The sequence below is a fragment of the Pseudoalteromonas phenolica genome (assembly GCF_005886345.1).
Taxonomy (GTDB): domain Bacteria; phylum Pseudomonadota; class Gammaproteobacteria; order Enterobacterales; family Alteromonadaceae; genus Pseudoalteromonas; species Pseudoalteromonas phenolica_A.
The window spans coordinates 1-22,787 of sequence record NZ_PNEC01000012.1; the positions used below are offsets into that span (position 1 = coordinate 1).

Here is a 22,787-nt window from a genome sequence, read left to right on the forward strand (position 1 = left end):
GTCCAGTACGACCCACCATATCAAGCTTATTATTATGTGGGTCGTTAGCTCAGTTGGGAGAGCATCGCCCTTACAAGGCGAGGGTCACTGGTTCAAGTCCAGTACGACCCACCACATAATCCAATCTTAAATTCTTAGTCTTACTCTGTTTTATCTCCAAACTATTTAAAAAAGCCCATTAAAGGTCTAGACTGTCATAAGCCCTTATCGTTACTAATTTATTCAATGAGCTTAAACAACTTTAGCAATATCAAGCTGTTAATTGTCGAAGAACAGCCGCTCGCGCTGAGCCACCTCAGGCGCTCTTTAGAGCAGCTACAGTTTAAGCATATCTATATTGCCGAGCATGCTATTGCAGCAGTTGAACTGTGTGCCAGTGAAAAGTTTGACCTAATTATTTGCTCATTTGATTTAACCAAACGACAAAACGGTTATCAGCTCTACGAAAAGTTAAAAAGTAAAAACCTCATCAAGAACACTACCGCTTTTATCTTTGTCTCTGCTAATACAAGTGGAGAGTTGGTACATAGTGTTCTTGAACTTCAACCCGATGATTTCTTAGTTAAACCATTTTCAATTAAAGAATTAAAAACCAGACTTACCCGCGTGTTAAAGCGAAAATCTGCGCTAAAACAAATTTTTACTTTAATTGATGATGGCAATGATTCAAAAGCAGTTAAATTTATCGACAAAGAACTCGATAATAATGACAACACCTACAGCCCGATTTTGCTCAAACTCAAAGGTGAGGCATTACTTAGATTAAAACGGGTTGATGAGGCTAAAACATTCTATAAATCAGCGCTTTCTTTACAAAAATTCGCTTGGGCTAAAATAGGCCTGGTAGAAGCTTTAATTGCAAACAAAGAACATGTGCTAGCTCAACGTATGCTAAAGACTATGTTAGAACGTTCAGAAACTCGATTGGTTGCACTCGACTTACTTGGTCGCCTTGAAATGCAATTGAATCAATTTGAAAACGCACAAACATTTCTTCAACAAGCATCTAATATGGCACCTCGTAATATCGAAAGACAGAAAAGTTTAGGTCGGGTTGCGTCAATCAATCATGATTATGAATCGAGCTACAACGCGCATAAAGACATTGCTCAGTTCGCTAAGCACTCCATTCATGATAGCCCTGAGATCTATTTAAATGCAGCTAGAGCGGGCATCGACTTTGCCTTAGCCACTGATCAAACTGAGCAAATTAATCGCATCACACGACAAACACAAAAATATCTTGGGGATTTAAAAAAGCAATTTCCAAATGCAGATAACCAAACCCAGTTAGATGTTTTAAACGCGCGTATTCACTACTTGAAAGATGAGCACCAAAAAGCGATTCAACTTATTAATCAATTACAAGATGAACCAACAATACGATCTATCGATGCTGCACTTGATAAAGCAAAAGCTTGTCATGAACTAGGGATGCAGCACAAGGCTCAAGATTTATTCACACAGATCATACAACACTGTGAGCGTCATAAAGACATTAGTGACCCCACTACCCTGCATTATATCCATCAGCAAAAAACAGAGAAGCAAGACATTACCATGGGCCCGAAAGAGCTCAACAACCATGCTGTGACTCAGTTTAACCGCGGTAGAATTGATGTCGCGCTTGAAGCATTTACGCAAGCGTTTAGAGTCATGCCAAAGAATGCCAGTATTGCTCTTAATTTGGCGCAATGCTTGTTAGATAAAAACCACCAGAAAGAAAACACCATCAACACCCCATTACTCAAAAAGTGCTTTGCGCTTTTAAACAGTGTGGATTTAGAAACAGATCAGAAAGAGCGCTTAGGTAAGCTGAAAGTCACCTGCGATGAGCTGGGACTTTCGCTAGAGTGATTGTTTAAGGTTAAGCTTTTGTCATAGATAATGCATTTACACAATAACGCAAGCCTGTTGGTGGTGGGCCATCGGGAAATACATGACCTAAATGCGCGTCACACACATTACAAACAATCTCGACTCGCTGCATACCATGACTGTTATCGCCTATGTATGCAATCGATTCTAAATAGGCGGGTTTAGTAAATGATGGCCAACCTGTACCACTGTTAAACTTTTCGTCCCCTGAAAACAATAAATTATTGCAACAAGCACAGTGATAGTCTCCGGCTTCAAATACGGTGCAACTGCCACTGCTAAAGGGCCTTTCAGTGCCTTTGTTACGGGTAATATAGAAGACTTCTAGGTCTAACTCTTGCTGCCACTGTTCAGCTGTTTTCTCAACTCTATTTTTCGGCTCTGGATTACCAGTATTAGCGTACTTTAAAACATCTTGCCAGGTCAGCATAATTTACCCCTTGTTATCTTGTTTTTCAGGCTCAGGCCAATCATTAAAAAAGTAGCTTAAATAGCGACTTTTCAGCAAATACAATATCACCCACAACAAGAGCACCATTTGCACTGCTAAAAACATCGAAAACTGGTAATACGATTGTGATGCTTGATAGATCAGCCAAGTTAAGTCTAAGCATGCACAAAGTAATAACGGCCAGCGCATGTGCCGCCAAATCTTGGCTAACTTCTGAGAGCTAGTTGGTCGGCGAAGTGAATAAATTACAGTCGGCACAATGGCAATGGCCCCAATGCCTAACGCCGTAAAGAAGTGGAATTTAGAAACAAAGAACAGCGACATAAAGTCGATATCGGGACGTCTTGCCAATGCTGAGAAAGTCCATAAAAAATAGGCACGCAGCAACACCACCAGCGTCAAGTTGAATGCCAAAGGTGTACGATACACGCCATATTTATCCCAATATTCTGGGCCGTAATGTTTCATAAATGTCCTAATCCTCTATGCAGAGGAACTACTACAAAAACGCGGTCGTATTGGCCGCGTTTCTACTAGTAAGGGTATTTCTATAATTGCTGCTCGGTATTATTCATGTTCAGCGAACAAGGCAATTAAGGCATCTTCATCAAGGATCTCAATACCTAAACCTTGAGCTTTAGTTAGCTTAGAGCCCGCTTTTTCACCTGCAACAAGGGCATGGGTATTTTTAGAAACACTGCCTGCCACTTTCGCACCGAGTGCCTGTAAACGCGCTTTCGCATCGTTACGATTTAACTGACTTAATGTGCCCGTAAGCACATAAGTTAACCCAGCAAGCGGCTGTGTATCTGCAGACTTCTGTTCTATTTGCGGCCAATTGATACCAATTTCAAGTAGCGCGTTCACAACGGCTTGGTTATGCGGCTCGTTAAAGAAGGCATGAATATGTTTAGCAACTACAACGCCCACATCACTGACTGTTTGTAAGTCATCCGTGCTGGCTGCCATTACCTTTTCTAGCGTTAAATAGTGGTTTGCCAGATTCTGTGCGGTAGCTTCACCCACTTCACGAATACCCAAAGCATATAAGAACTTTGCCAAAGTGGTTTGCTTTGCCGCTTCTAGAGCGTTAACTAGGTTTAACGCCGACTTTGGTCCCATACGCTCTAATGACTCAAAATGACCTTGCTTTAAGGTAAATAAGTCAGCAGGCGTTTCAATCAGCTCTCTATCCACAAGCTGATCAACAATTTTATCGCCTAGACCATCAATATCGAATGCTTTACGTGATGCAAAGTGCTTAATCGCCTGCTGACGTTGCGCTTGGCATACTAAGCCACCAGTACAACGGGCTACGGCTTCACCTTCAACTCGCTCGACGTGTGAGTCACATACAGGACAATTTTCAGGGAAAACGATGTCTTTAGCATCATCAGGTCGGCGATCTAACACCACTTGAGTCACTTGAGGTATCACGTCACCTGCTCGGCGAATGATGACAGTATCACCGACTTTTACACCAAGGCGCTCTATTTCATCGCGGTTGTGAAGCGTTGCGTTTGACACTGTCACGCCACCAACAAAAACCGGCTCTAAACGTGCTACCGGTGTAATTGCACCGGTACGACCTACTTGGAATTCAACATCCAGTAACTGAGTAATTTCTTCTTGCGCAGGAAACTTAAAAGCAATAGCCCAGCGTGGTGCGCGTGCAACAAAGCCAAGTTGCTGTTGGTAATCTTTAAGGTTTACTTTAATCACCACGCCATCAATTTCATAGGCTAGACTTGCACGACGTTCAAGAATGTCTTGATAATACGCCATCACTTCTGTGGTGCCTTTCACTAAGCGGGTCTCTGGGCACATTGGAAAGCCCCAGTCTTTGAGCTTACTCAGTTGCTCAAAATGCGCATCAGGCAATTCTACCCCTTCAACAACACCGGTTGAGTAGGCATAAAACATCAATGGGCGTTTGGCGGTAATTTTAGAATCAAGCTGACGTAAACTGCCTGCTGCCGCGTTACGAGGGTTAGCAAAGATTTTTTCACCTTTAGCAAACGCAGTTTCATTTAATTTTTCGAAACCCGCCGTATCCATAAATACTTCACCGCGCACTTCAAGCTCAGCCGGAATGTCATCACCACGTAAACGCAGCGGCACGTTACGAATGGTTTTGACGTTCTCAGTGATGTTTTCACCAACTTGGCCATCACCTCGAGTTGCCGCCTGCACTAACACGCCATCTTTGTATAAGATAGATACCGCTAGACCATCAAGTTTTGGCTCACAACAAAAATCTAGTGACTCGCTTACTAACAAGCGCTCTTGAATACGACGATTAAATGCAGTGAACTCCGCCTCATCAAAGGCATTATCAAGGGACAACATTGGTACTTTATGGGTCACTTGAGAGAACTTACTCAACGCTTCCCCACCCACTTTTTGCGATGGAGAGTCAGGTGTAAGTAATTCAGGATTTGCTTGCTCTAGTGCCATTAACTCACGCATTACCCTATCGTATTCTGCGTCTGGCACACTTGGGTTATCTAATACGTAATACTGGTAGTTATACTCTTCTAATTGCTGTTTTAATGCATCAATTTGCTTAACAACTGACTCTGACATCTCGACCTCTAAAAACAAAAAGCCACCAAACATCGGTTTGGTGGCCTAAAAAATCATAACGCACTATTCATTAAGCCGTGAATTCGCGAACCCTTTCAACATAGCTGCGAACCGTTTCAACACTTAGAGGCTGACGTTGATGATCAAGTACCGTAGCACCAAATTCATCGGACAGCTTCTTAGCTGCGCTGTTCAGCATGTTAAATGCTGCAAGGCTATCGCCTTCACATGGTAACGTCATAAATAAGCTAACACCGGCAGTACTGAACTGCTCCATATTATCAATATCAAATGTACCCGGGTTAAACATATTTACTAAGCGGAACAAAACAGGACCATTGCCTGAAGGCTCAACATGACGATTAAAGAAGCCTTCATCTGAATATTTAAAGCCTAGGCTTAAAACACTAGGTAATAGCTTAGAGCCGGCCATAGAAAGGCCTTCTGGCATTTCAATGTGTAAGATAATAAAGTCTTGTGGCTCAGGGGTTGCTGCCGGTGCGTCACCTTGTTGCTGCTCTTCAACAACTGGCTCAGCAGTAGGCTCTTCATCTACCGCTGAAAAATTCATATCACCCAGTTCAGGCTCATTGTCTGTCGCTGGGGCAGCAGGCTCAACTTTAGGCTGTGGTTTCGGAGTATTATCAGTTTGTTCTGGTGTTTCTTTTTTTCTTACTGACCATAAGCCGTGGATCAATAAACCGCCAATAACTAGCGCACTGATCACGATTAATGCCCATCTTAATTCTTCGGCCATTACTCACCTTTATCTTGCTACGTTTGTGCCATTTGCACTGCTTGTTCTATGTCTACAGCAACCATGCGCGAAACACCCGGTTCGGCCATGGTTACCCCCGTCAGTCTACCCGCCATTTCCATGGCGATTTTATTGTGACTAATATATATAAATTGCACCGATTGTGACATTTCTTCGACCAAACGGCAAAAACGCACGACGTTGGCGTCATCAAGCGGTGCATCAACTTCATCCAGCATACAAAATGGCGCTGGATTTAGCCTAAATATTGAAAACACTAATGATAATGCGGTCAGCGCTTTTTCTCCACCACTTAAAAGGTGAATTGTAGAGTTTTTCTTGCCCGGTGGCCTTGCCATAATCGCCACACCGGTTTCTAACAGGTCATCTGAGGTCAACTCAAGATACGCTTGACCACCCCCAAACACTTTCGGGAACAAGCCTGCGAAGTCTTTGTTTACTTGATCAAAGGTTTGCTTAAAGCGCTGCTTGGTTTCTCGGTCTATTTTACGAATAGCACCTTCAAGCGTTTCGAGTGCGGCAGTTAAATCATCAAGCTGCTCGTCTAAGTAAGTTTTTCGCTCAAGCGCTTGGTCATACTCTTCAATCGCAGCGAGGTTTACCGCACCTAACTCCAACAACTGTTGAGTAGTTTTTTGTAACTTTGACTGAAAGCTCACCAGCTTAGGATTTTCTGGCAAGCTTGCCAGAATATCTTTGAGTGTTTGCTGTAACTCTTCAAGGGGTTCTAGCATCAACTGCGCTTTAATCATTAGCTCTTGCTCTGCTAACTTAAGCTGCTGAAGCTGATTTTGTTTTTTCGTAACGCCCGATTGTGCGTCTTGCAAACTCGCTTGCTTATCTTGCAATGCTTTTTGAGCGTGTGCTTTTTGCGCCTGGCACTGCTCTAGCTGAATTTCGATTTCTTGATGCTGCTCGACTAAAATCATCAACTGCTCTTCACACTCAAGCAATGGCAGTTGTTGATCTTCTAATTGCTGCTGTAAGGTTTCAAGTCGCTCTAAGGCGCTATTTAACACGCTTTGGCTGTGTTGCTGTTTCGTTTGCTCAAGTTGCCACGTATTTTGTACTTTTTGTAACTCAAGCTCTGCCTGATGCAATGCTTGCTGAGCCGTTTGCGAGTTACTTGCAGCTTGAATATATGTTTGCTCTTGTTCATCAGCTAGGTTTTGTAACTCAATTTGCTGCGCTTGCAGTAACTCAAGGGCAGCCTCTATGTCAGCAATCTGTTGTTTTTGCTTGGCAATAGGTGCTGCTTGCTCCGTTAATTGTGCTTGAAGCGCATCTTGCTTTTGTTGATATTGTTCGAGTGTTTGCTGCCAATTAGCATGTTGCTTTTCTAATAGCTCGGAGTGAGTTTGTGCCTTAGCCATACCCTGTGCGATTTGGTGAATATTGGCACTGTTACTCTCTATTTCTTGTTGCGCTACTTGTAAACGAGTTTGTCGGGTTTCTTTTTGCGCTTTTGTTTGCTCAAGGTCTGCGATAAGTTTTGGTAACTCAATGTTAAGTTCATTTAATTGCGTTTGCTGTGTTAATAAGCCCACAGAAGTTTGTTTAGACTTACTAACTCTAAAGTTCTGACCATACAAGTTACCTTCGTCATCAACGGCCATCCACCAGCCTTGCTCAGGGGTAAATCGCTGACCTTGTTTAAGTAATTGGATATGATTTAAAAAAGCTGGGTAAACCTGCCCTTGCAGTAAACTTGCAACTGAGCCCTCGCGAGGCGCTTGGTTATTATCCCAAACACCATGCTCAATACTATTTGAGCTCACAGGTAATAGCGTCATGCCAAGCAATGCACTTTCAACAATCGCTGCATCAATCGCATTAACGGATAAGGTTTGCAGTAACGTCTGCTGTACGTCCTTGGTCAGTGAGCTAAGCACATTCTCTAATGCACTGATATTTGCTTTGCAACTACTGACCTTTTGCGCGCGCTCGCGCTCTTCAAGCTCGGCCTTTGTATAATTAGCCTGTGCATCATCTAAAGCTGTAGCCAGCTGCTTTGCCTGCGATTGAAGGCCAGCCATCTGTTTCGCAAGCTGATAAAACTCAGCTTTTGCTGCATCGAGCTCCTTTGTGACTGATTGGCTTTGCTGCTGTTCAAATTGCTTTATTACTTCAGCCATATTTGCCTGCAAGTGAGCCAACGATAACTCTGCTTGCTTATGGTTTTGCTCTACTTGCTGAAGTGCTTGGCGCTGCTCAGATATTTCATGCTGCCCTGCATTTAACTTCGCTTGTTGTGCTTTATGTGCAGCTTGTGACGATTCAAAGGCACTTTGAGCTTTTAATAACGCATCCTTCGCTTGTTCAAGCCCTTGCTCTGCCGCTCGCTGTTGCTCGGTAAACTCAGTTTGAGCATGCTGTAGGGTTTGCAGTGCATCTTGTGCTTCTTTAAATGCTTGCTTTTGTTTATCTATATCAGCTTGTAGTTGTGTTTTTTGTTGCTGTGCACTGAATTTTTGCTGTTCAAAGCGAATTATCTCGGTATGAATACGGTGCTTTTGCTGCTGTGTGTCTTCTAGTTTATGGGTGTCTTGTTCAAGCTTTGCTTCTAATGCTGAGAGCACATCAGCATGACCTTGATGGGCGTCACTAAAAAAGCGGATTTGTTTTTCAAGCTCAGCGATTTCGGCGGCTTTTTGCTGTTGTTGTGCGTTTAGCTTTTGCCATTTAATAACTGCGACTTGACCTTTGAGCAAACGCTCATCTCGCTTGAGTTCACGATATTGCTTCGCTTGCTCTGCTTGCACCGAGAGTTTATCAAGCTGATTTTTTAGCTCTTGGCGCATGTCTAGCAAGCGCTCTAAGTTATCACGTGTACTTTGAATACGGGTTTGTGTTTCGCGGCGTCGCTCTTTGTATTTTGAAACACCAGCGGCTTCTTCTAAAAATACTCTGAGCTCTTGTGGGCGGCTTTCAATTAAGCGAGAGATCATCCCCTGTTCGATAATCGCATAGCTACGCGGGCCAAGGCCTGTGCCTAAGAAAATGTCGGTGATATCGCGTTTACGACATTTACTGCCATTAAGAAAATATAATGACTGGCCATCTCGAGTGACTAAACGCTTTATTGCGATTTGATTTCGATTAGCAAGACTACCCTGTAACACACCTGATGTATTATCAAAGAAAAGTTCTACTGAAGCTTGAGAGACAGGTTTACGATGTGTTGAGCCGTTAAAAATAACGTCTGTCATGGCATCGCCACGCAAGTTTTTTGCGGAGCTTTCACCCAACACCCAGCGCACGGCATCAATCACATTAGACTTACCACAGCCATTGGGGCCGACCACACAGGTCATCTGATCTGGGAATGGGATCTTGCTGGGCTCTATAAATGATTTAAAGCCAGCAAGCTTAATATGGGTCAGCCGCATGATTTGCTAGGGTTACTTTAGTTAATTGAAAACAATAACAAAATAATCTTCAAAGATTAATACCATTCCTCTTAATTAAGCGATCTATTTTGAGGCAAGGAAAACTTGTCGATAACGAGGCGAAATTTTGCTATTTAGTTGTTCTAAATGAGAAATTTTCAACGAAGTTAGCGTCAGTTTTAGTCCCTCAAAATAATTGAGCATTATTGAGGGTTGGTATAATCTTGGCGTTTAATGTTATCTAGGATGATACCAGTCGCCATAGCCACATTGAGCGACTCTGCCCCACCAAAAGCGGGAATGGTGATCTTTTGGTTGATATACGGCGCAACTTGTTCACGAATACCATGAGATTCGCTGCCCATCACCAACACCCCTTTTTTAGCAAACTGCGTTTCATGGACGCTTTGACCACCCAGGTATGCGCCATAAATATCGCCGTCATAGTCCGCTAAAAATGCCGCCAAATCAGTGCGGATCACATTCACACGAACAAACGAGCCCATGGTCGCGCTAATCACCTTAGGATTGAAATGGTCTGCACAATCTTGGCTCACCACAATTTGCTTTAGACCATACCAATCAGCCACGCGAATAATGGTGCCTAGGTTTCCGGGGTCTGATACCCCATCTAGCGCTAATACGAGGCCTGATGTCTCTATGCTGCTTTGCTCTGGCATAGTGACAATGGCAATGGCAGCATTGTTACTTACTAAAGTGCTCGATTTACTTAAACTCTCCTCATCGGCTTCGACAATGTCATCGGCAAGAATCTTATCATTATGAGCGGCAAGAATCTTATCATTATGAGCGGCAATAAATGCAGGTGAGGCAAATAACTGTTTTATTGGCACATTGGCAGAAAACAACTCAAGGATATTTTTTTCTCCTTGCACTAAATAGCAATTATGTTGTTTGCGATATTTTTTCTGCGCCAATGCACGCAATAATTTTAGTTGGTTTTTAGAAATCATAGTTACCCCACAAAAGACCTTGGAGATTATACCTGAGCCAACTAAGAAAGCGATAAGCCTAATTAAACTCAAACTAATCGAGGCTTTTTAATTGTATTTATTCATTTTAAAATTGCGCCAACGCAAAATAACCTAGCTTTACTGCGCTTTTATTTGGACAGTTTATCGGCATAAAGTTACACTATCAGCGTTTTTGTTAACCTACTTATCGAACATGACTCCTGAATTTGCGATCATCTCAGTTAACTTTGTTGTTTTAGTAATTGCCTATTTTTATGCAAACCCAAAATATGCTGGCAATGACTTCAAAAAGATCTCTCTACAAGATTTAATTGCATCGGTAATTTCTTTGTTTGTCGTCGGCTCTGTGTATATGGGCTCATCTCAAACTTTCACTCTAGTTTTCACTGAAGTTAACTGGGTATGGTTTACCTTGGTCAGCTTCTCAGTCATAGAGCTGCCCTTCTTTTTATGGTACGCGAAACGTTACAACGTTGAATTACCTAAATAACCTAACTTTCTGCCTTCTTATTTAGCTTTGACATAGTTTGTTACCTTATGCTCTAGTCGCTGTCTCTGGAACACTTTATACTAAAAACGTGTCCATATAATTGTTGAGGCTAGTTGTGCAGTTAGGCAAAGGTATTGAGTATTTCATTGCTGGATTTTCGTTAATTACCCAAAAAGGACTAAAACGCTTCGTATTTATTCCATTGTTTGTTAACGTTTTGCTATTCGGCGGTTCTTTATTCTTTTTATATGATTGGCTAGTTCAAGGCTTTGAATACATCAACAACTTGCTGCCATCTTGGTTGAGTTGGCTTGAATGGCTAATGTGGCCGATTGCTATTTTGGTGATCTTATTCTCCTATTCCATGGTTTTCACTGTGATAACCAATTTCATTGCTGCACCTTTTAATGGTTTGCTTAGTGAAAAAGTTGAGCTCTATTTAACAGGTCAACCTATCAATGACGATAAGCTGTCAGATACCTTGAAAGACGTACCGCGTATGCTTGGAAGAGAGTGGACCAAGCTTTGTTATTATCTACCTAGAGCCATTGGCTTCTTCGTTTTACTTTGGGTGTTACCTGTATTCGGGCAAATCATGTGGGTGCTGTTCACCTGCTGGATGTATAACGTGCAGTACAACGACTACCCATTTGATAATCACAAAATTCATTTCAAGCAAATGAAAGACGACCTTAAAAGCGAACAAGGCTTATCTTACGGGTTTGGTTTTGCGGTATTCGTACTCACCTCAATTCCTTTCGTAAACTTGATCGTCATGCCTGTTGCGGTATGTGGCGCAACCAAGCTATGGGTTGAAAATTACCGTAAGAACTACCGTGAAGTTTAACTCTATGTAATTTAAGTTTCTGAAAAAAATGGCGACCTACTGGTCGCCATTTTTAGTGGGAGTCTGTTAAACAAAAAGGTTTACTTAGTGATCATGCTCGTGATCATGTTCTTCAGCTTCAAACGCACCTACCCAAGTAAGATTCGCGATTGGCTTATCAAAGTGCTGAATTTCAGTGCTTGTTTTTTCTTCAGTGTCTACCGCATACAGGTGCTCACCATAAGCGACGTACACAATCTGGTGCGCCATGTTTGCAATGATCTTAGCAGTAGCACCTTCTTCAATTTCTTCTAAAACTTGAATACGCGCTTCATTTTCCCAGTCGTGTTCGCCATGGAAAATATTTAAGTAACCTTGATCATCTAGCACTAATGCGTTGCCTGTCTTTGCATTACCTGCGAATGCAAGATAGTTTTCAACACCTTCTGGTTGCCATTCAAAAGCTTTGATTTCACCAGTCTCTAAGTTAACTGAGTATGGCCCTACGCGAGATAAACCAATAACAGTGTGGCTTTCAGGGTGACCAATAAATTTACCTATACGAACACCTTCTGGGAAACCTTCAGGATAAGCAATGTGTTTTGAAGTAAATACTTCTGATTCTTCTTCAATCGCAACGATGCCATCAGTACAACCGAAAGCCACAAACTCTTCTGTTTGAACGCTACCGTGAAGCCCTGGGCACTTATGTTCGAATTCTTGCTCTTGATGGAAGTGATCATCATGCAGTTCAAATAATGCTATTTGATCTGGTAACGACCCTTCCGCCTCGGCATCACGTAATGTTGAAATTACATATTCACCACGAATTTCACCTGTACCATGCATGTAAGTATTAAATTCATGATGAGCGTCGATTTTTGCTTCAGTAATGCCTTCATCTGAAATTAAAGCAAAACCTGCATCTGCTTGAGCGTCTTTATCACCGTCAAAGAATACCAATGCATGCTCACCACCTGGTACATAATGTGTTGGCTTTGTTTCTGTTAATTCAAAGCTAACAGCCTGGACATCTTCTTGTTCTAGATGGAAGTGGTCATCATGGGCTTCTAAGAAAATACCGCCATCAATAAACTCAACATGGTCATCTTCGCGCTGAATAGCAACCACATAGCGACCCTCTGGGCTCGCATAAAGTGCAGAAACAGGGTTAGTTAAAGTAACTGTTTCTAATAATTCATTGTCTGTAAGGTCATAAACTGATACATCACTTTCATCAGCAAATGAGACAGCAAGTCGGCCTAGTGGATACTCAATTTCATGGTCATGATCGCTACCAGAGCCTTCGCCCGAACCTTCACCAGAACCCTGATCGACTTGTTCTGTCGGCGTGATTTCTTCAACTTTACTGCTATTACCACAGCCACTTAGCATGGCTAATAAAATTGCACTGCTTAATAATTTTAATTTCATTTAAAAACACCAGAGAGATAATATAACAACACAAATGTTACCTTATATCATATACATATTGAAGTACCTGTTTAAGAAAATGAGATTAAATATCATTTATAAAAGACAATTAACATTGCTCGAGTTATAAGCAGTTAAACTCCATTTGCATCTATGAATACAACACTCTAAAGTGCGCAATAATTAATTTTCCAAAGAGAAAAGGCTCTGCATGCTAGCCACTATAGTGATATTCATAAGTGCTTTCTTGTTATTTCAAGTTCAGCCATTATTAGCAAAATCTTTACTGCCCGTGTTTGGCGGTGGCGCACAAGTTTGGACAACCTGCTTACTGTTTTTTCAAACCTTTTTACTCGCAGGCTATTGTTATGCGCACTTGCTGGTTAAATTTCTTGATATAAAAAAACAGCAAATTGTGCACTTGAGTCTCTTACTCATTAGCTTACTCGCTTTACCTTTAGGTCTGTCTGATAGTGATATTAAGGAACAAGCTTCTCCAGAGTTCGCTTTGTTACTTAAACTTGCACTGAGCGTAGGTCTACCTTATTTTGTGCTTGCTGCAACTTCGCCGCTATTACAAAGCTGGCAATCTCAATCTCTCAACAGCAAAGTGTACAAACTCTATAGTTACTCAAACATAGGCTCTTTTTTAGCGCTACTCAGTTACCCGTTTGTATTTGAACCTTGGTTAACACTGTCTGCACAATCTGGGGCTTGGAGCCTTGTTTATGGTGTATTTGTCTTATTATTTGCAGGTTTTATTGGCTTAGCACTTAAACAAAACAATTACACTCAGGCGCAAACAAATGAAAGTACTTCGACACTGGATAAGCGTCTGCCTTTATGGTTATTGCTCAGTGCCTGTGGTGTGATCATGTTAACGGCAACCACCAGCGCAATGACACAAAACGTATCGCCTATTCCTTTTTTATGGCTGCTGCCTTTATCGCTCTATTTACTGACGTTTATTTTATGCTTCCACTCAGCAAAGGTTTACCAACGCTGGTTTTGGCTGGCGGTGTTCGCATTCAGTAGTTTTATTGGCTTGATGCTGTTCTTTATTGGCAGCCAACTCGATTTACTCAGTCAAATTGTGCTCTATTCAACCGTGTTATTCAGTGCTTGTATGATCTGCCATGGTGAACTTGAGAAGACAAAACCACATCAGTCTAAACTGACGCAGTTTTATTTAATGATGTCTTTAGGCGGCGCTTTAGGCACAGCAGCAATTACTTTCATCGCGCCTGAGATATTTACTTTGTTTTATGAGTACCCTCTGGCTTTAGGCCTTGTATTGGCGCTTTTCATTTATTCTTTAATAAGCACAGAGCAGTTTGCAAAAAGCCGTAATATGGTGCTTGTAGCTAGCGGCGTGCTGGTATTACTTGCTCCGACTTTTATCTGGCTAAACAGTCAATTTACCAACCATGACAAATTGAGGTTACGTAACTTTTATGGCTTATTGTCGGTCAAAGAAGTTTCTATCAATGGACAAATGGAGCGTCGATTAATTGATGGTACCACCTCTCATGGTACTGAGATCATTGAACCGACTTACTTACAAGGTCAGCCACAAAGTTACTACCGCTTTGAAACGGCGGTGGCTCAACTGCTTAATAGTCAATTCAATGGCGCACAAGTGGGCTTTATCGGCTTAGGAGCTGGCACACTGGCAGCATACGGTAAGCATCGTGATAACTATACATTTTACGAGCTAAACCCTAATGTTGTGGCAACTGCACAAAGCCATTTTAGCTACTTAAATAGCAGTAAAGCACAGGTTGAATATGTGGTTGGAGATGGTCGTGTGCAGCTTCAAAAACAAAAAGATCAAGGCCAAGCAAATCGATTTGATGCCCTTGTCTTAGATGCGTTCAGTGGCGATGCCATTCCAATGCACCTGTTAACGCTTGAAGCCATGCAACTATATTTATCGCAACTTAAAAAACACGGCGTTTTAGCAATACATATCTCTAATAGTCATTTAGATCTCACGCCCCTCATGCGCGGCATTGCTGACGAGCTGAAACTCAAAGTGCATTTCTTTGAAACAAAAGCTAAGCAAGCGCATGAACACAACACACACTGGGTCACTTTAACCTTTGATGAGCAGGCAATTGAAAGCTTTAAGCATCTTCAAAGCCCTTGGCCAAATCAAAAGCCAACATTTATTTGGCGCGATGATTACAGCAACTTGCTGTCAGCACTTTAGGAGTAAACCAAATGACGAAGACTGACAAAACTTTATACATCACGGGCGCAGGCGTCAGTGCTGAAAGTGGTATTCCCACCTTTCGTGGTGAAGATGGTTTTTGGACGATTGGTAGTCGCAACTATACACCACAGCAAATGGCGACGCGTGATATGTATATGCATAACCCTGGTGAGTTTTTAAAATGGTATTACAACCGTTTTGCCACTTACCGCCACCACGGGCCTAATAAAGTACATCATTGGCTTGCTGACAAAACCTTGATCACACAAAACATCGATGGCTTAGACGGTAAAGCCGGTAATCCTGATTACATTTCAATCCATGGGCGATTAGATCAAGTCACTTTATTTCATCATCAAGGCGATGATGTTGAACGTATTAGAGCCCCTTGGGATGAGGTGGATGACGCAAACCTCGAAAGTTCGCTGCTTGAATTATTTAAAATAGGTAAACATGGGCCAATATTAAATGAATCATTAAAGCCATATGTGCTGCTGTTTGATGAATACTACACTGAGTTATATGAAATCAGCCGAGCGCAACAGCAGATGCTAGACGCTGAGAAAATGGTATTCATGGGGACCTCGTTTAGCGTCAATATCACCAATATGGCATTAGGGATTGCCCGCCACAATAACATTCCGGTGGAAGTGGTCGATCCGAACCCCACTCATATTTTACATTCTCAGGTTGAGTACTTTGCTATGACAGCGCAGGAGTATATATCACACTAATGTAACCTAAGCTTCAAATACAAAAAGCCCTGAACTTGAATAAGTCAGGGCTTTATTATTTTTAGCTTTAAACGTTAGCTAAATAGTTTTTGTGGGATCTTGTGTATTTGCACTTGTACCGTGATCTCTTCACGGTCATGATATAAATGTTTGGCTTGCAAAGTGTACTCAATCTCGTACTTAGGTAACTCTTCTCGAATTAGCTCTAGGCACTGATACACCTCTTCAAAGCGTTTCTTCATTGGTAGCTTTAAGTTAAAAATTAACTCGCTAGCAAAACCATTCACCATCCAATCTAACATTAGGTTTGTCACTTTCTTCGGCTTTTCTACCATATCGCATACTAACCAAGTGTTATTGCGCTTTTCTGGTAAGTACTTAAAGCCATCTTCTCTAAAGTGCTTCACCTGACCTGAATCCATTAAATTCTGATTCATCGGCCCGTTATCTATGGCAGCGACAAACATGCCTCGACGCACAAGTTGGTAGGTCCAACCACCCGGGCACGCGCCTAAATCTACAGCACGCATACCAGGCTGAACACGCTGCTCCATTTCTTCTGGCGGCACAAAAACGTGAAAGGCTTCGTCTAATTTTAACGTTGAGCGACTTGGCGCATCACTTGGCATACGCAGACGCGGAATACCCATAAAGAAAGGCGAGTTATTGCTCGGGAAAGAGTAACCCACAAATGCCGTATCGTTTGCTAAAAACATCACATGTAATACTGGGCGATTCTTCTTTACCGCACGAGTCAGCTTGTTTTGCTTTTCTAGGCTTTTCGCAAGCGGCGTTGAAAACTTCTTACAAAATTTTGAAAGCTCTTTGCCCTCATTGGTATCTGGGGTTTCTACACGCAACTCTCCACATAATGGAAAATCAGCCACCACGGCTTTTACTTCGCTGACGCGATCTTCTATGGACATGTTGCTGACGAATACACCTGCAAACCACTGTCTTGCGAATACCAAGCTTTGAAAATCGATTTTCTTAATGAGCAATTCGGCATCGCTTGCTGCATAAGTTTCAAAGCTCACATAACCGGTATTTGGTTTGGCTTTGACATAGCCTGCAACGCCTTGTAAGGCTGCATGATGGTTAATTTCAGCTGCGGCATCACTTTCAAAGCCACTACGACAATAAATCACAACACTCGACATAGGTGTTCTCAAATCTCTTTAATTAAAATTTATGTTTGGCTGCTTTAATCATCAAAAGCAACCAACCTAAAATAAAGCACACGCCGCCAATCGGCGTAATGGGGCCTAAAAAACGCCACTCAGTCAATGCCAACAAATATAAGCTGCCACTGAATAAAATAGTGCCGAGGGCAAATAACCAACCTGAAGCATTCAGTTTTAAACCTTGCTTAATCAGTATCGCCACTAATATCAGGGCTAAACCATGAAACATTTGATATTCGGCAGCTGTTTTGAAGATATCTACCGCATACTCAGAGGCATGTTTTTTCAAACCATGCGCGGCAAAAGCTCCGAGCATCACCGATAACATGCAATATGCACTGCCTATCAATAAAAATAGTTTAGTCATTCAGGTGTTGCTCTATAAATTCTGCGGTGGCTTTTGCAGCGTCCAGACGATGTGCGTCTTCGCTAAAGCCACTTTTCTTGCGCGGTTTTAGTGAATGATCGCCATCAGCGAAAAACTGAAACGTCGGCGCTTTAGAAAATGACATTTCAGCTAGTTCAGCTTGTGTACCAAAGGTATCTCGCTCACCTTGCAACACTAAAAACGGGCAAGGAATATCAGCAAAATGATCCGTTCTCAGTTTTTCCGGTTTACCTGGTGGGTGGAAGGGATAACCCATAGCAATCACGCCTTTTACAGGTAAAGAGTACTCTGTCACTAACAATGAGGCCATTCTGCCGCCCATTGATTTGCCACCGATAAATAGAGGTAAATCAGCATCGACTGATGCTAATACTTTGTTGAAATAGGCGAGTAACTTAGGCGCTCTATCCGGTGGACGGCGCTTACCGGTTTCTTTGGCAACTTGCATATATTCGAAATCGAATAAGCCAACTTGAATGCCATGCTCAGCCAGCTTATTAGCCATATCTTGCATAAACTCAGAGTCACTACCTGCCCCCGCCCCGTGGGCAAAAATAAATTGTGCTTTGGGGTCATCAGCTTTAATCCATTGGATCATTCTTGTTCCTCTTGCTCTACCATACTGAGCATCCACTCTTTAAACGAGACAATTTTACCTAACTCAGCTTGCGCCTCTCTCACTACAAGATAAAACGCGTTTTTACTTTCTAAACTATGGCTGAAAGGAATAACTAAGCGGCCCGCATCTAAATCTGGTTTTGCTAATACACTGTTACCCAGTGCAACGCCTTGACCGTGGATCGCTGCCTGTAACACCATGGATGAGTGACTAAAGATAGGTCCTTGGTTCACCGGAACATCCCGTACACCGGCGGTTTTCATCCACGCCTTCCAAGTTCGACGAGAAGTATCATGCAACAAAGTGTGCTGACTTAAATCTGATGGTATTTGGAGTGGTTTCGGGCCGGTTAGAAGAAACGGGCTACATAAAGGCACCAAATACTCTTTGTGAAGCTGATAGGCTTCTACACCGTTCCAGTTACCACGGCCATAGTAAATAGCCACGTCTACGTCATCAGTTAACGAATTTTCTTCATCGTCTTGGGCTTTTATTCGCACATCAATTTCAGGGTGCAGCTCGTGAAACTTACTTAGCCGCGGAACCAACCATTGAATGGCAAAGCTTGGTGTTAAACACACCGTCAATGACCCTTTTGCACCACGCGCTAATAACCTATCTGTGGCATCTACGAGCTGATTAAAAATTTCTTTTATGTCTAAGTAATAACCCTGCCCTTCTTCGGTCAGGAGCAAAGAACGGTTTTTTCTTAGAAACAGCTTTAACCCTAAATGCTCTTCAAGGGTTTTAATTTGGTGACTGACAGCAGCTTGTGTGACATACAATTCTTCTGCGGCTTTGGTAAAACTCAAATTACGTGCCGCAGCTTCAAAAGCTTTTAGGGCATTTAATGGCGGGAGTCTTCTAGACATAATTATTTAAACCAAACTAAAGAGCAGCAAATTTGCTGCTCTTTTATATTTATTATAATTCGGCTGCGCTTGTATCTAGTGGTTCAAAGCTTTTCACTAAATCGTCAACCGCTTTCATTTGCTTTAAGTAGCCTTCTAACTTAGCCAGTGGTAATGCACAAGGGCCGTCACACTTTGCTTCGTTTGGATTTGGGTGTGCTTCAATAAATAAGCCAGCTAGGCCCAACGCCATACCACTGCGTGCAAGCTCAGTTGCTTGAGCACGACGACCATCAGCAGAATCAGAACGACCACCAGGGCGTTGTAACGCGTGTGTTGCATCGAACATTACAGGTGCCATGTGCTTCATGTCATCCATGCCCAGCATATCAACCACTAAGTTGTTGTAACCAAAACTACTACCACGCTCACATAAAATAACTTGCTCGTTACCTGCATCATTGAGCTTCTTGATGATATGACGCATTTCATGTGGCGCTAAGAATTGTGGTTTTTTCACATTAATCACAGCGCCAGTTTTTGCCATCGCCACTACTAAATCTGTTTGACGTGCTAAAAACGCTGGAAGCTGTATAATATCAGCCACTTCAGCAACCGGGGCTGCTTGAAATGGTTCGTGCACATCAGTGATCACAGGGACATTGAAGGTCTTTTTAATCTCTTCGAAAATCTTCAGACCTTCTTCCATGCCAGGTCCACGATAAGAGTTGATTGAAGATCGGTTTGCTTTATCAAAAGACGCTTTAAATACGTAAGGAATGTTTAACTTGCTGGTTACTTCAACATAGTGCTCAGCAATTTGCATTGCAAGATCACGCGATTCCAACACATTCATACCACCAAATAATACAAACGGTTTGTCGTTTGCTACTTCTATATCTGCAACTTTTACGATTTGCGTGTTCATAATTTTCCTAATTCTTTTAATAATAGAAACCTAATAGGTGTCCATGCAGGAGTCAGTAAAGCATGCTTTAACGCCACACTAGACTTGGCGTAAATATTAAAGCACGCTATTTATTAGTGCACTACATGATTGTAGTCTTGTAACTCTTCTATTTGATGCTGAATAATCTCAATCGTTGGATCATCAGGGCATTCATCGACAAAAAACTGTAAATCGGCTTTGGCTAATTTCGGGCAATTTATCTGATTAAGAAGATACCCTCTATCTCGGCGCTCATATGGGTCATTACCCAGTAAGTCCATCAACTGCTCAACACAGCTTAAAGCATGACCAAACTTATCTGCAGTGATGAACGCCCATTTCTGCTGAGCGAGATACAGCTTAAATGCTTCATCACCAAACATTAATTCATAGGGCTCTTCGTCTTTACTGTCGTTTTCGGGATTGATATACCAAGTTTGGTTGCCGCCACAAGGTTCTACGATATACCCTTCTTCAGCACTTAAAGCGATATGAACCATGATATCACCTTGATGAAATGCCATGTTCACATCAAGCTGTGCACGTTGCAGTAAATGCGTCAAAATCAAAGCAAGAGAAGTGGCATTGCCAGTGCGCATTTTCAGCACATAATTGACACTATTTAATTTGTACTCAACTTCGTTTTGGTTGCTGCCACTGAATAACCAACGAGTATAAAATGCATCTAAAAGAGCATCGATCAACGTATGTGTTTCGGTATGTTCGCGACATAATTGATCAACAGCTAATTCAAGTTCTGCAAGCAGGCAGTAACTCTCTTCTAGATTTATTTGCGCATCCCACTGACGCTCAGCGTCGATGCATCTAAATAATGTATGCTGTGGTAGGTAGTCTGCACTACTGTCTTGTTCATCGAACCAGATATCAGTCATAAATACCAACGACCTTAACTATTACTCTTACTTATTAATCGGCTAGTCTAACATTTTTTATAGGAATTAATGTAGCGCCTTATAGAAGTAGTTTTTGTTAATTGATTTAGAAAGGGTAATATGGCTTTAAAAATGAGGAGAGGTTGAGTAGGCATAGCCTACTCAAAGAAACTCAAAGTAAAAATGACGCTTTACTACCCGCTAAATAGCCAATTAGAAGTAGCGAGATAGTTGCAGCTGTCAGTGCGATAACCTGAGTTTTAAACTGTGTCGATTTAGCAACCACAAAACCTAACCCAATATAAGCAATCACTAAAATAATTTTTTCAGTAAGCCATGGTTGTTGTAATGGATTTATACTCGCAACAACTAACAGCGCGACAGCAGAAACCAATAATAAAGTGTCTATAATGTGACTACCAATAAAAACGAGTTTATTACTGGCGAGTTTCCCCGACATAAAACGAGATACTGTTCTCGTGTAAAATAAAATAATACTCAACAGTGCAAACAGCACATGAGTGTGTTTAATTGCAATATATTCCATTTAATTACCTAAATTATCTGGATACTTCACTAAAATCGCCTCTAAATCGTCGATAATGCTATTAAACACATCCACGAGTTTAGGATCAAAATGCTTACCTTTTTGGCTATTAATCTCGGCCATAACGGGCTCTAATTCCCAGGCAGGCTTGTAGCAACGCTTATGTCGAAGTGCGTCATAGACATCGGCTAGGGCAACAATTCGACCATAAATATGAATACTCTCACCTTGTTTACCAGCTGGATAGCCTGAACCATCCCACTTTTCATGGTGATCTTTAGCTATAACTGCACCAGCATTAACAATTTCACGGCGTGAGTCTTTTAAGATTTCATAACCTTTTTCAGCATGAGTTTGCATCACTTGCCATTCTTGATCTTCAAGCTTATCTGGCTTATTTAAAATCGCATCAGGAATCCCCACTTTACCTACATCATGAAGTGGCGAGGCCATACGCACTAACTCAGCATCGCGCCTTGGCAAACCATACCCTTCAGCTAAAGCATAACAAATATGCGCAACGCGTTTTACATGATTACCTGTTTCGGTAGAGCGTTGCTCTAGAGCTTCACTCAATCTGTAGACTAGCTCTTGTTGGGTGTCTTCAACTTCAGCCTGCAGTTGCACATTCTCATAAGCTAGTTGCACATTTTGCGAAAAAATTTCAATTAAATGCTTTTGTGTATCAGTTAGAAAATCAGGAATACCAGACACAAACAGCATTGAGCTGTGGTTAAACTCACTGGTGCAGTAAGCGAATAAATAATTGTCTTTATACACTATGCTTTTTTCTTGCAAAGCAGTAGAGCAAGCTTGGAGCTGGTCCTGAGTTAGCACTTCAGAAATAGGTTTACCTTCACAAGATTCAAACTCACCACGGCCTGTGAAAACAACCAGCTGCTCAGCATTATGATTTGAGTCATTACTTGCAACCAAAGACGTCGCATAAATCGCTTCATCGACAGTACCCAACAAAGAGGTTAACTGCTGAACCACGCCCTTAATAAAGTGCTCTAAGGAGTGTGCTGAAAAGATGTCTCTTGAAGCGCAAATAATCTTTTCTAAGCCTTGACGTGATTGCTCGATGGCTAATATGTCACGATAAGAGCGCAGACTCGACATCACAACTGTAAACAGCTTTTGTGCTGTAAGTTCTGTCTTAGATTTATAGTCGTTAATGTCATAGTTAACGATAACTTGTCTTTCTGGCGCTTGGCCTGGTTGACCTGTTCTTAAAATGATACGAATATGATTGTTTTTTGCAGTTTCTCGAATGAACTTAGCAACTTGTAAACCCGCATCGTCGGTTTCCATCACGACATCAAGTAAAACAATAGCTGCATCAGGATGTGCTTGGATCACCTTACGCGCTTCTTCACCAGAGTATGCACTAATAAACTCTAGACGCTTCTTTTGGAACTCAAAATCACTTAATGCAAGCTTGGTTACCGCATGAACTTCAGGCTCATCATCGACAACAATTACTTTCCAAACGCCATTGCTGTCGGGCTCAACTACATCGTTCGGCTCATCTGAAAACAAAAAATCATCCATACGCGGGGTCCTATTAATACACAGGG

The 22,787-nt window shown here is 41.9% G+C and carries 20 protein-coding genes and 1 tRNA gene; 6 read left to right on the forward strand and 15 right to left on the reverse strand.

Features of this window, described 5'->3' with window-relative positions; all coding sequences use genetic code 11:
• Positions 1-38 precede the first annotated feature (38 nt).
• Together CWB72_RS06340 and CWB72_RS06345 are read left to right on the forward strand one after the other, a co-directional pair.
• Positions 39-114 (forward strand) — tRNA-Val (locus CWB72_RS06340).
• 111 nt (positions 115-225) lie between these two features.
• A complete protein-coding gene (locus CWB72_RS06345; protein ID WP_138630024.1) occupies positions 226-1,857 on the forward strand; it encodes a response regulator in 1,632 nt (543 codons plus the stop codon).
• Positions 1,858-1,867: 10 nt separating this feature from the next.
• Here CWB72_RS06345 and msrB read toward each other — a convergent pair whose 3' ends face one another.
• From msrB to CWB72_RS06375, 6 genes are all read right to left on the reverse strand, one after another.
• Positions 1,868-2,308: a peptide-methionine (R)-S-oxide reductase MsrB gene (gene msrB / locus CWB72_RS06350; protein WP_138630026.1), complete on the reverse strand. Its 441-nt coding sequence runs from the start codon at positions 2,306-2,308 to the stop codon at positions 1,868-1,870.
• A gap of 3 nt (positions 2,309-2,311) precedes the next feature.
• Positions 2,312-2,797, reverse strand: coding sequence for a DUF2919 domain-containing protein (locus tag CWB72_RS06355; RefSeq protein ID WP_130255033.1), 486 nt, complete (start codon positions 2,795-2,797; stop codon positions 2,312-2,314).
• A gap of 99 nt (positions 2,798-2,896) precedes the next feature.
• Entirely contained in the window at positions 2,897-4,915 is a 2,019-nt protein-coding gene (gene ligA, locus CWB72_RS06360; RefSeq protein ID WP_138630028.1) for an NAD-dependent DNA ligase LigA, read from the reverse strand.
• 70 nt (positions 4,916-4,985) lie between these two features.
• The gene (gene zipA / locus CWB72_RS06365) at positions 4,986-5,672 is read right to left on the reverse strand and encodes a cell division protein ZipA (RefSeq protein WP_130255017.1); all 687 of its coding nucleotides are present in this window, start codon (positions 5,670-5,672) and stop codon (positions 4,986-4,988) included.
• A gap of 17 nt (positions 5,673-5,689) precedes the next feature.
• The gene (locus CWB72_RS06370) at positions 5,690-9,082 is read right to left on the reverse strand and encodes a chromosome segregation SMC family protein (RefSeq protein ID WP_138630030.1); all 3,393 of its coding nucleotides are present in this window, start codon (positions 9,080-9,082) and stop codon (positions 5,690-5,692) included.
• A gap of 203 nt (positions 9,083-9,285) precedes the next feature.
• Entirely contained in the window at positions 9,286-10,056 is a 771-nt protein-coding gene (locus CWB72_RS06375; protein WP_138630032.1) for a TrmH family RNA methyltransferase, read from the reverse strand.
• Positions 10,057-10,249: 193 nt separating this feature from the next.
• On the opposite strand from CWB72_RS06375, the gene CWB72_RS06380 reads away from it, so the two are divergent.
• On the forward strand, positions 10,250-10,567 hold the full coding sequence (locus CWB72_RS06380; protein ID WP_249349065.1) for a hypothetical protein: 318 nt from the start codon (positions 10,250-10,252) through the stop codon (positions 10,565-10,567).
• A 115-nt stretch (positions 10,568-10,682) separates the two neighbouring features.
• Complete coding sequence (gene cysZ / locus CWB72_RS06385) at positions 10,683-11,414, forward strand: sulfate transporter CysZ (RefSeq protein ID WP_138630034.1); 732 nt, start codon at positions 10,683-10,685, stop codon at positions 11,412-11,414.
• Between the two features lie 84 nt (positions 11,415-11,498).
• Here the strand turns inward: cysZ and CWB72_RS06390 are convergent, their stop codons facing one another.
• Complete coding sequence (locus tag CWB72_RS06390) at positions 11,499-12,827, reverse strand: hypothetical protein (protein ID WP_138630036.1); 1,329 nt, start codon at positions 12,825-12,827, stop codon at positions 11,499-11,501.
• A gap of 247 nt (positions 12,828-13,074) precedes the next feature.
• Between CWB72_RS06390 and CWB72_RS06395 the strand changes: the two genes are divergently transcribed.
• Positions 13,075-15,039 carry a spermidine synthase gene (locus tag CWB72_RS06395; RefSeq protein WP_212747878.1) on the forward strand — a complete coding sequence of 655 codons (1,965 nt, stop codon included), beginning with the start codon at positions 13,075-13,077 and terminating at the stop codon, positions 15,037-15,039.
• A gap of 11 nt (positions 15,040-15,050) precedes the next feature.
• Positions 15,051-15,776 (forward strand): SIR2 family NAD-dependent protein deacylase, encoded by a 726-nt coding sequence (locus tag CWB72_RS06400; protein WP_138630040.1) that lies wholly within the window; start codon positions 15,051-15,053, stop codon positions 15,774-15,776.
• A gap of 74 nt (positions 15,777-15,850) precedes the next feature.
• Here the strand turns inward: CWB72_RS06400 and rlmM are convergent, their stop codons facing one another.
• The 8 genes from rlmM to CWB72_RS06440 form a co-directional block, all read right to left on the reverse strand.
• The gene (gene rlmM, locus CWB72_RS06405; protein ID WP_138630042.1) at positions 15,851-16,936 is read right to left on the reverse strand and encodes a 23S rRNA (cytidine(2498)-2'-O)-methyltransferase RlmM; all 1,086 of its coding nucleotides are present in this window, start codon (positions 16,934-16,936) and stop codon (positions 15,851-15,853) included.
• A 22-nt stretch (positions 16,937-16,958) separates the two neighbouring features.
• The gene (locus CWB72_RS06410) at positions 16,959-17,327 is read right to left on the reverse strand and encodes a DUF423 domain-containing protein (protein WP_138630044.1); all 369 of its coding nucleotides are present in this window, start codon (positions 17,325-17,327) and stop codon (positions 16,959-16,961) included.
• Positions 17,320-17,946 carry an alpha/beta fold hydrolase gene (locus CWB72_RS06415; RefSeq protein WP_138630046.1) on the reverse strand — a complete coding sequence of 209 codons (627 nt, stop codon included), beginning with the start codon at positions 17,944-17,946 and terminating at the stop codon, positions 17,320-17,322. Before CWB72_RS06415 ends, CWB72_RS06410 begins: the two co-directional genes overlap by 8 nt.
• Positions 17,943-18,839 (reverse strand): transcriptional regulator GcvA, encoded by an 897-nt coding sequence (locus tag CWB72_RS06420; protein ID WP_138630048.1) that lies wholly within the window; start codon positions 18,837-18,839, stop codon positions 17,943-17,945. Before CWB72_RS06420 ends, CWB72_RS06415 begins: the two co-directional genes overlap by 4 nt.
• Before the next feature lie 52 nt (positions 18,840-18,891).
• Positions 18,892-19,746, reverse strand: coding sequence for a 3-deoxy-8-phosphooctulonate synthase (gene kdsA, locus CWB72_RS06425; RefSeq protein WP_138566995.1), 855 nt, complete (start codon positions 19,744-19,746; stop codon positions 18,892-18,894).
• A 113-nt stretch (positions 19,747-19,859) separates the two neighbouring features.
• Positions 19,860-20,660, reverse strand: a complete 801-nt coding sequence (locus CWB72_RS06430) for a tetratricopeptide repeat protein (protein WP_138630050.1) — start codon at positions 20,658-20,660, stop codon at positions 19,860-19,862.
• A 172-nt stretch (positions 20,661-20,832) separates the two neighbouring features.
• Positions 20,833-21,207 (reverse strand): SirB2 family protein, encoded by a 375-nt coding sequence (locus CWB72_RS06435; protein ID WP_130255004.1) that lies wholly within the window; start codon positions 21,205-21,207, stop codon positions 20,833-20,835.
• Positions 21,208-22,761: a DUF3369 domain-containing protein gene (locus CWB72_RS06440; protein ID WP_138630052.1), complete on the reverse strand. Its 1,554-nt coding sequence runs from the start codon at positions 22,759-22,761 to the stop codon at positions 21,208-21,210.
• Between the last annotated feature and the right edge of the window lie 26 nt (positions 22,762-22,787).

Bases quoted from the DNA above. Each gene is read 5' to 3' on its own strand.
- CWB72_RS06345 (WP_138630024.1), top strand. From the start codon at position 226: ATGAGCTTAAACAACTTTAGCAATATCAAGCTGTTAATTGTCGAAGAA.
- msrB (WP_138630026.1), bottom strand. From the start codon at position 2,308: ATGCTGACCTGGCAAGATGTTTTAAAGTACGCTAATACTGGTAATCCA.
- CWB72_RS06355 (WP_130255033.1), bottom strand. From the start codon at position 2,797: ATGAAACATTACGGCCCAGAATATTGGGATAAATATGGCGTGTATCGT.
- ligA (WP_138630028.1), bottom strand. From the start codon at position 4,915: ATGTCAGAGTCAGTTGTTAAGCAAATTGATGCATTAAAACAGCAATTA.
- zipA (WP_130255017.1), bottom strand. From the start codon at position 5,672: ATGGCCGAAGAATTAAGATGGGCATTAATCGTGATCAGTGCGCTAGTT.
- CWB72_RS06370 (WP_138630030.1), bottom strand. From the start codon at position 9,082: ATGCGGCTGACCCATATTAAGCTTGCTGGCTTTAAATCATTTATAGAG.
- CWB72_RS06375 (WP_138630032.1), bottom strand. From the start codon at position 10,056: ATGATTTCTAAAAACCAACTAAAATTATTGCGTGCATTGGCGCAGAAA.
- CWB72_RS06390 (WP_138630036.1), bottom strand. From the start codon at position 12,827: ATGAAATTAAAATTATTAAGCAGTGCAATTTTATTAGCCATGCTAAGT.
- CWB72_RS06400 (WP_138630040.1), top strand. From the start codon at position 15,051: ATGACGAAGACTGACAAAACTTTATACATCACGGGCGCAGGCGTCAGT.
- rlmM (WP_138630042.1), bottom strand. From the start codon at position 16,936: ATGTCGAGTGTTGTGATTTATTGTCGTAGTGGCTTTGAAAGTGATGCC.
- CWB72_RS06410 (WP_138630044.1), bottom strand. From the start codon at position 17,327: ATGACTAAACTATTTTTATTGATAGGCAGTGCATATTGCATGTTATCG.
- CWB72_RS06415 (WP_138630046.1), bottom strand. From the start codon at position 17,946: ATGATCCAATGGATTAAAGCTGATGACCCCAAAGCACAATTTATTTTT.
- CWB72_RS06420 (WP_138630048.1), bottom strand. From the start codon at position 18,839: ATGTCTAGAAGACTCCCGCCATTAAATGCCCTAAAAGCTTTTGAAGCT.
- kdsA (WP_138566995.1), bottom strand. From the start codon at position 19,746: ATGAACACGCAAATCGTAAAAGTTGCAGATATAGAAGTAGCAAACGAC.
- CWB72_RS06430 (WP_138630050.1), bottom strand. From the start codon at position 20,660: ATGACTGATATCTGGTTCGATGAACAAGACAGTAGTGCAGACTACCTA.
- CWB72_RS06435 (WP_130255004.1), bottom strand. From the start codon at position 21,207: ATGGAATATATTGCAATTAAACACACTCATGTGCTGTTTGCACTGTTG.
- CWB72_RS06440 (WP_138630052.1), bottom strand. From the start codon at position 22,761: ATGGATGATTTTTTGTTTTCAGATGAGCCGAACGATGTAGTTGAGCCC.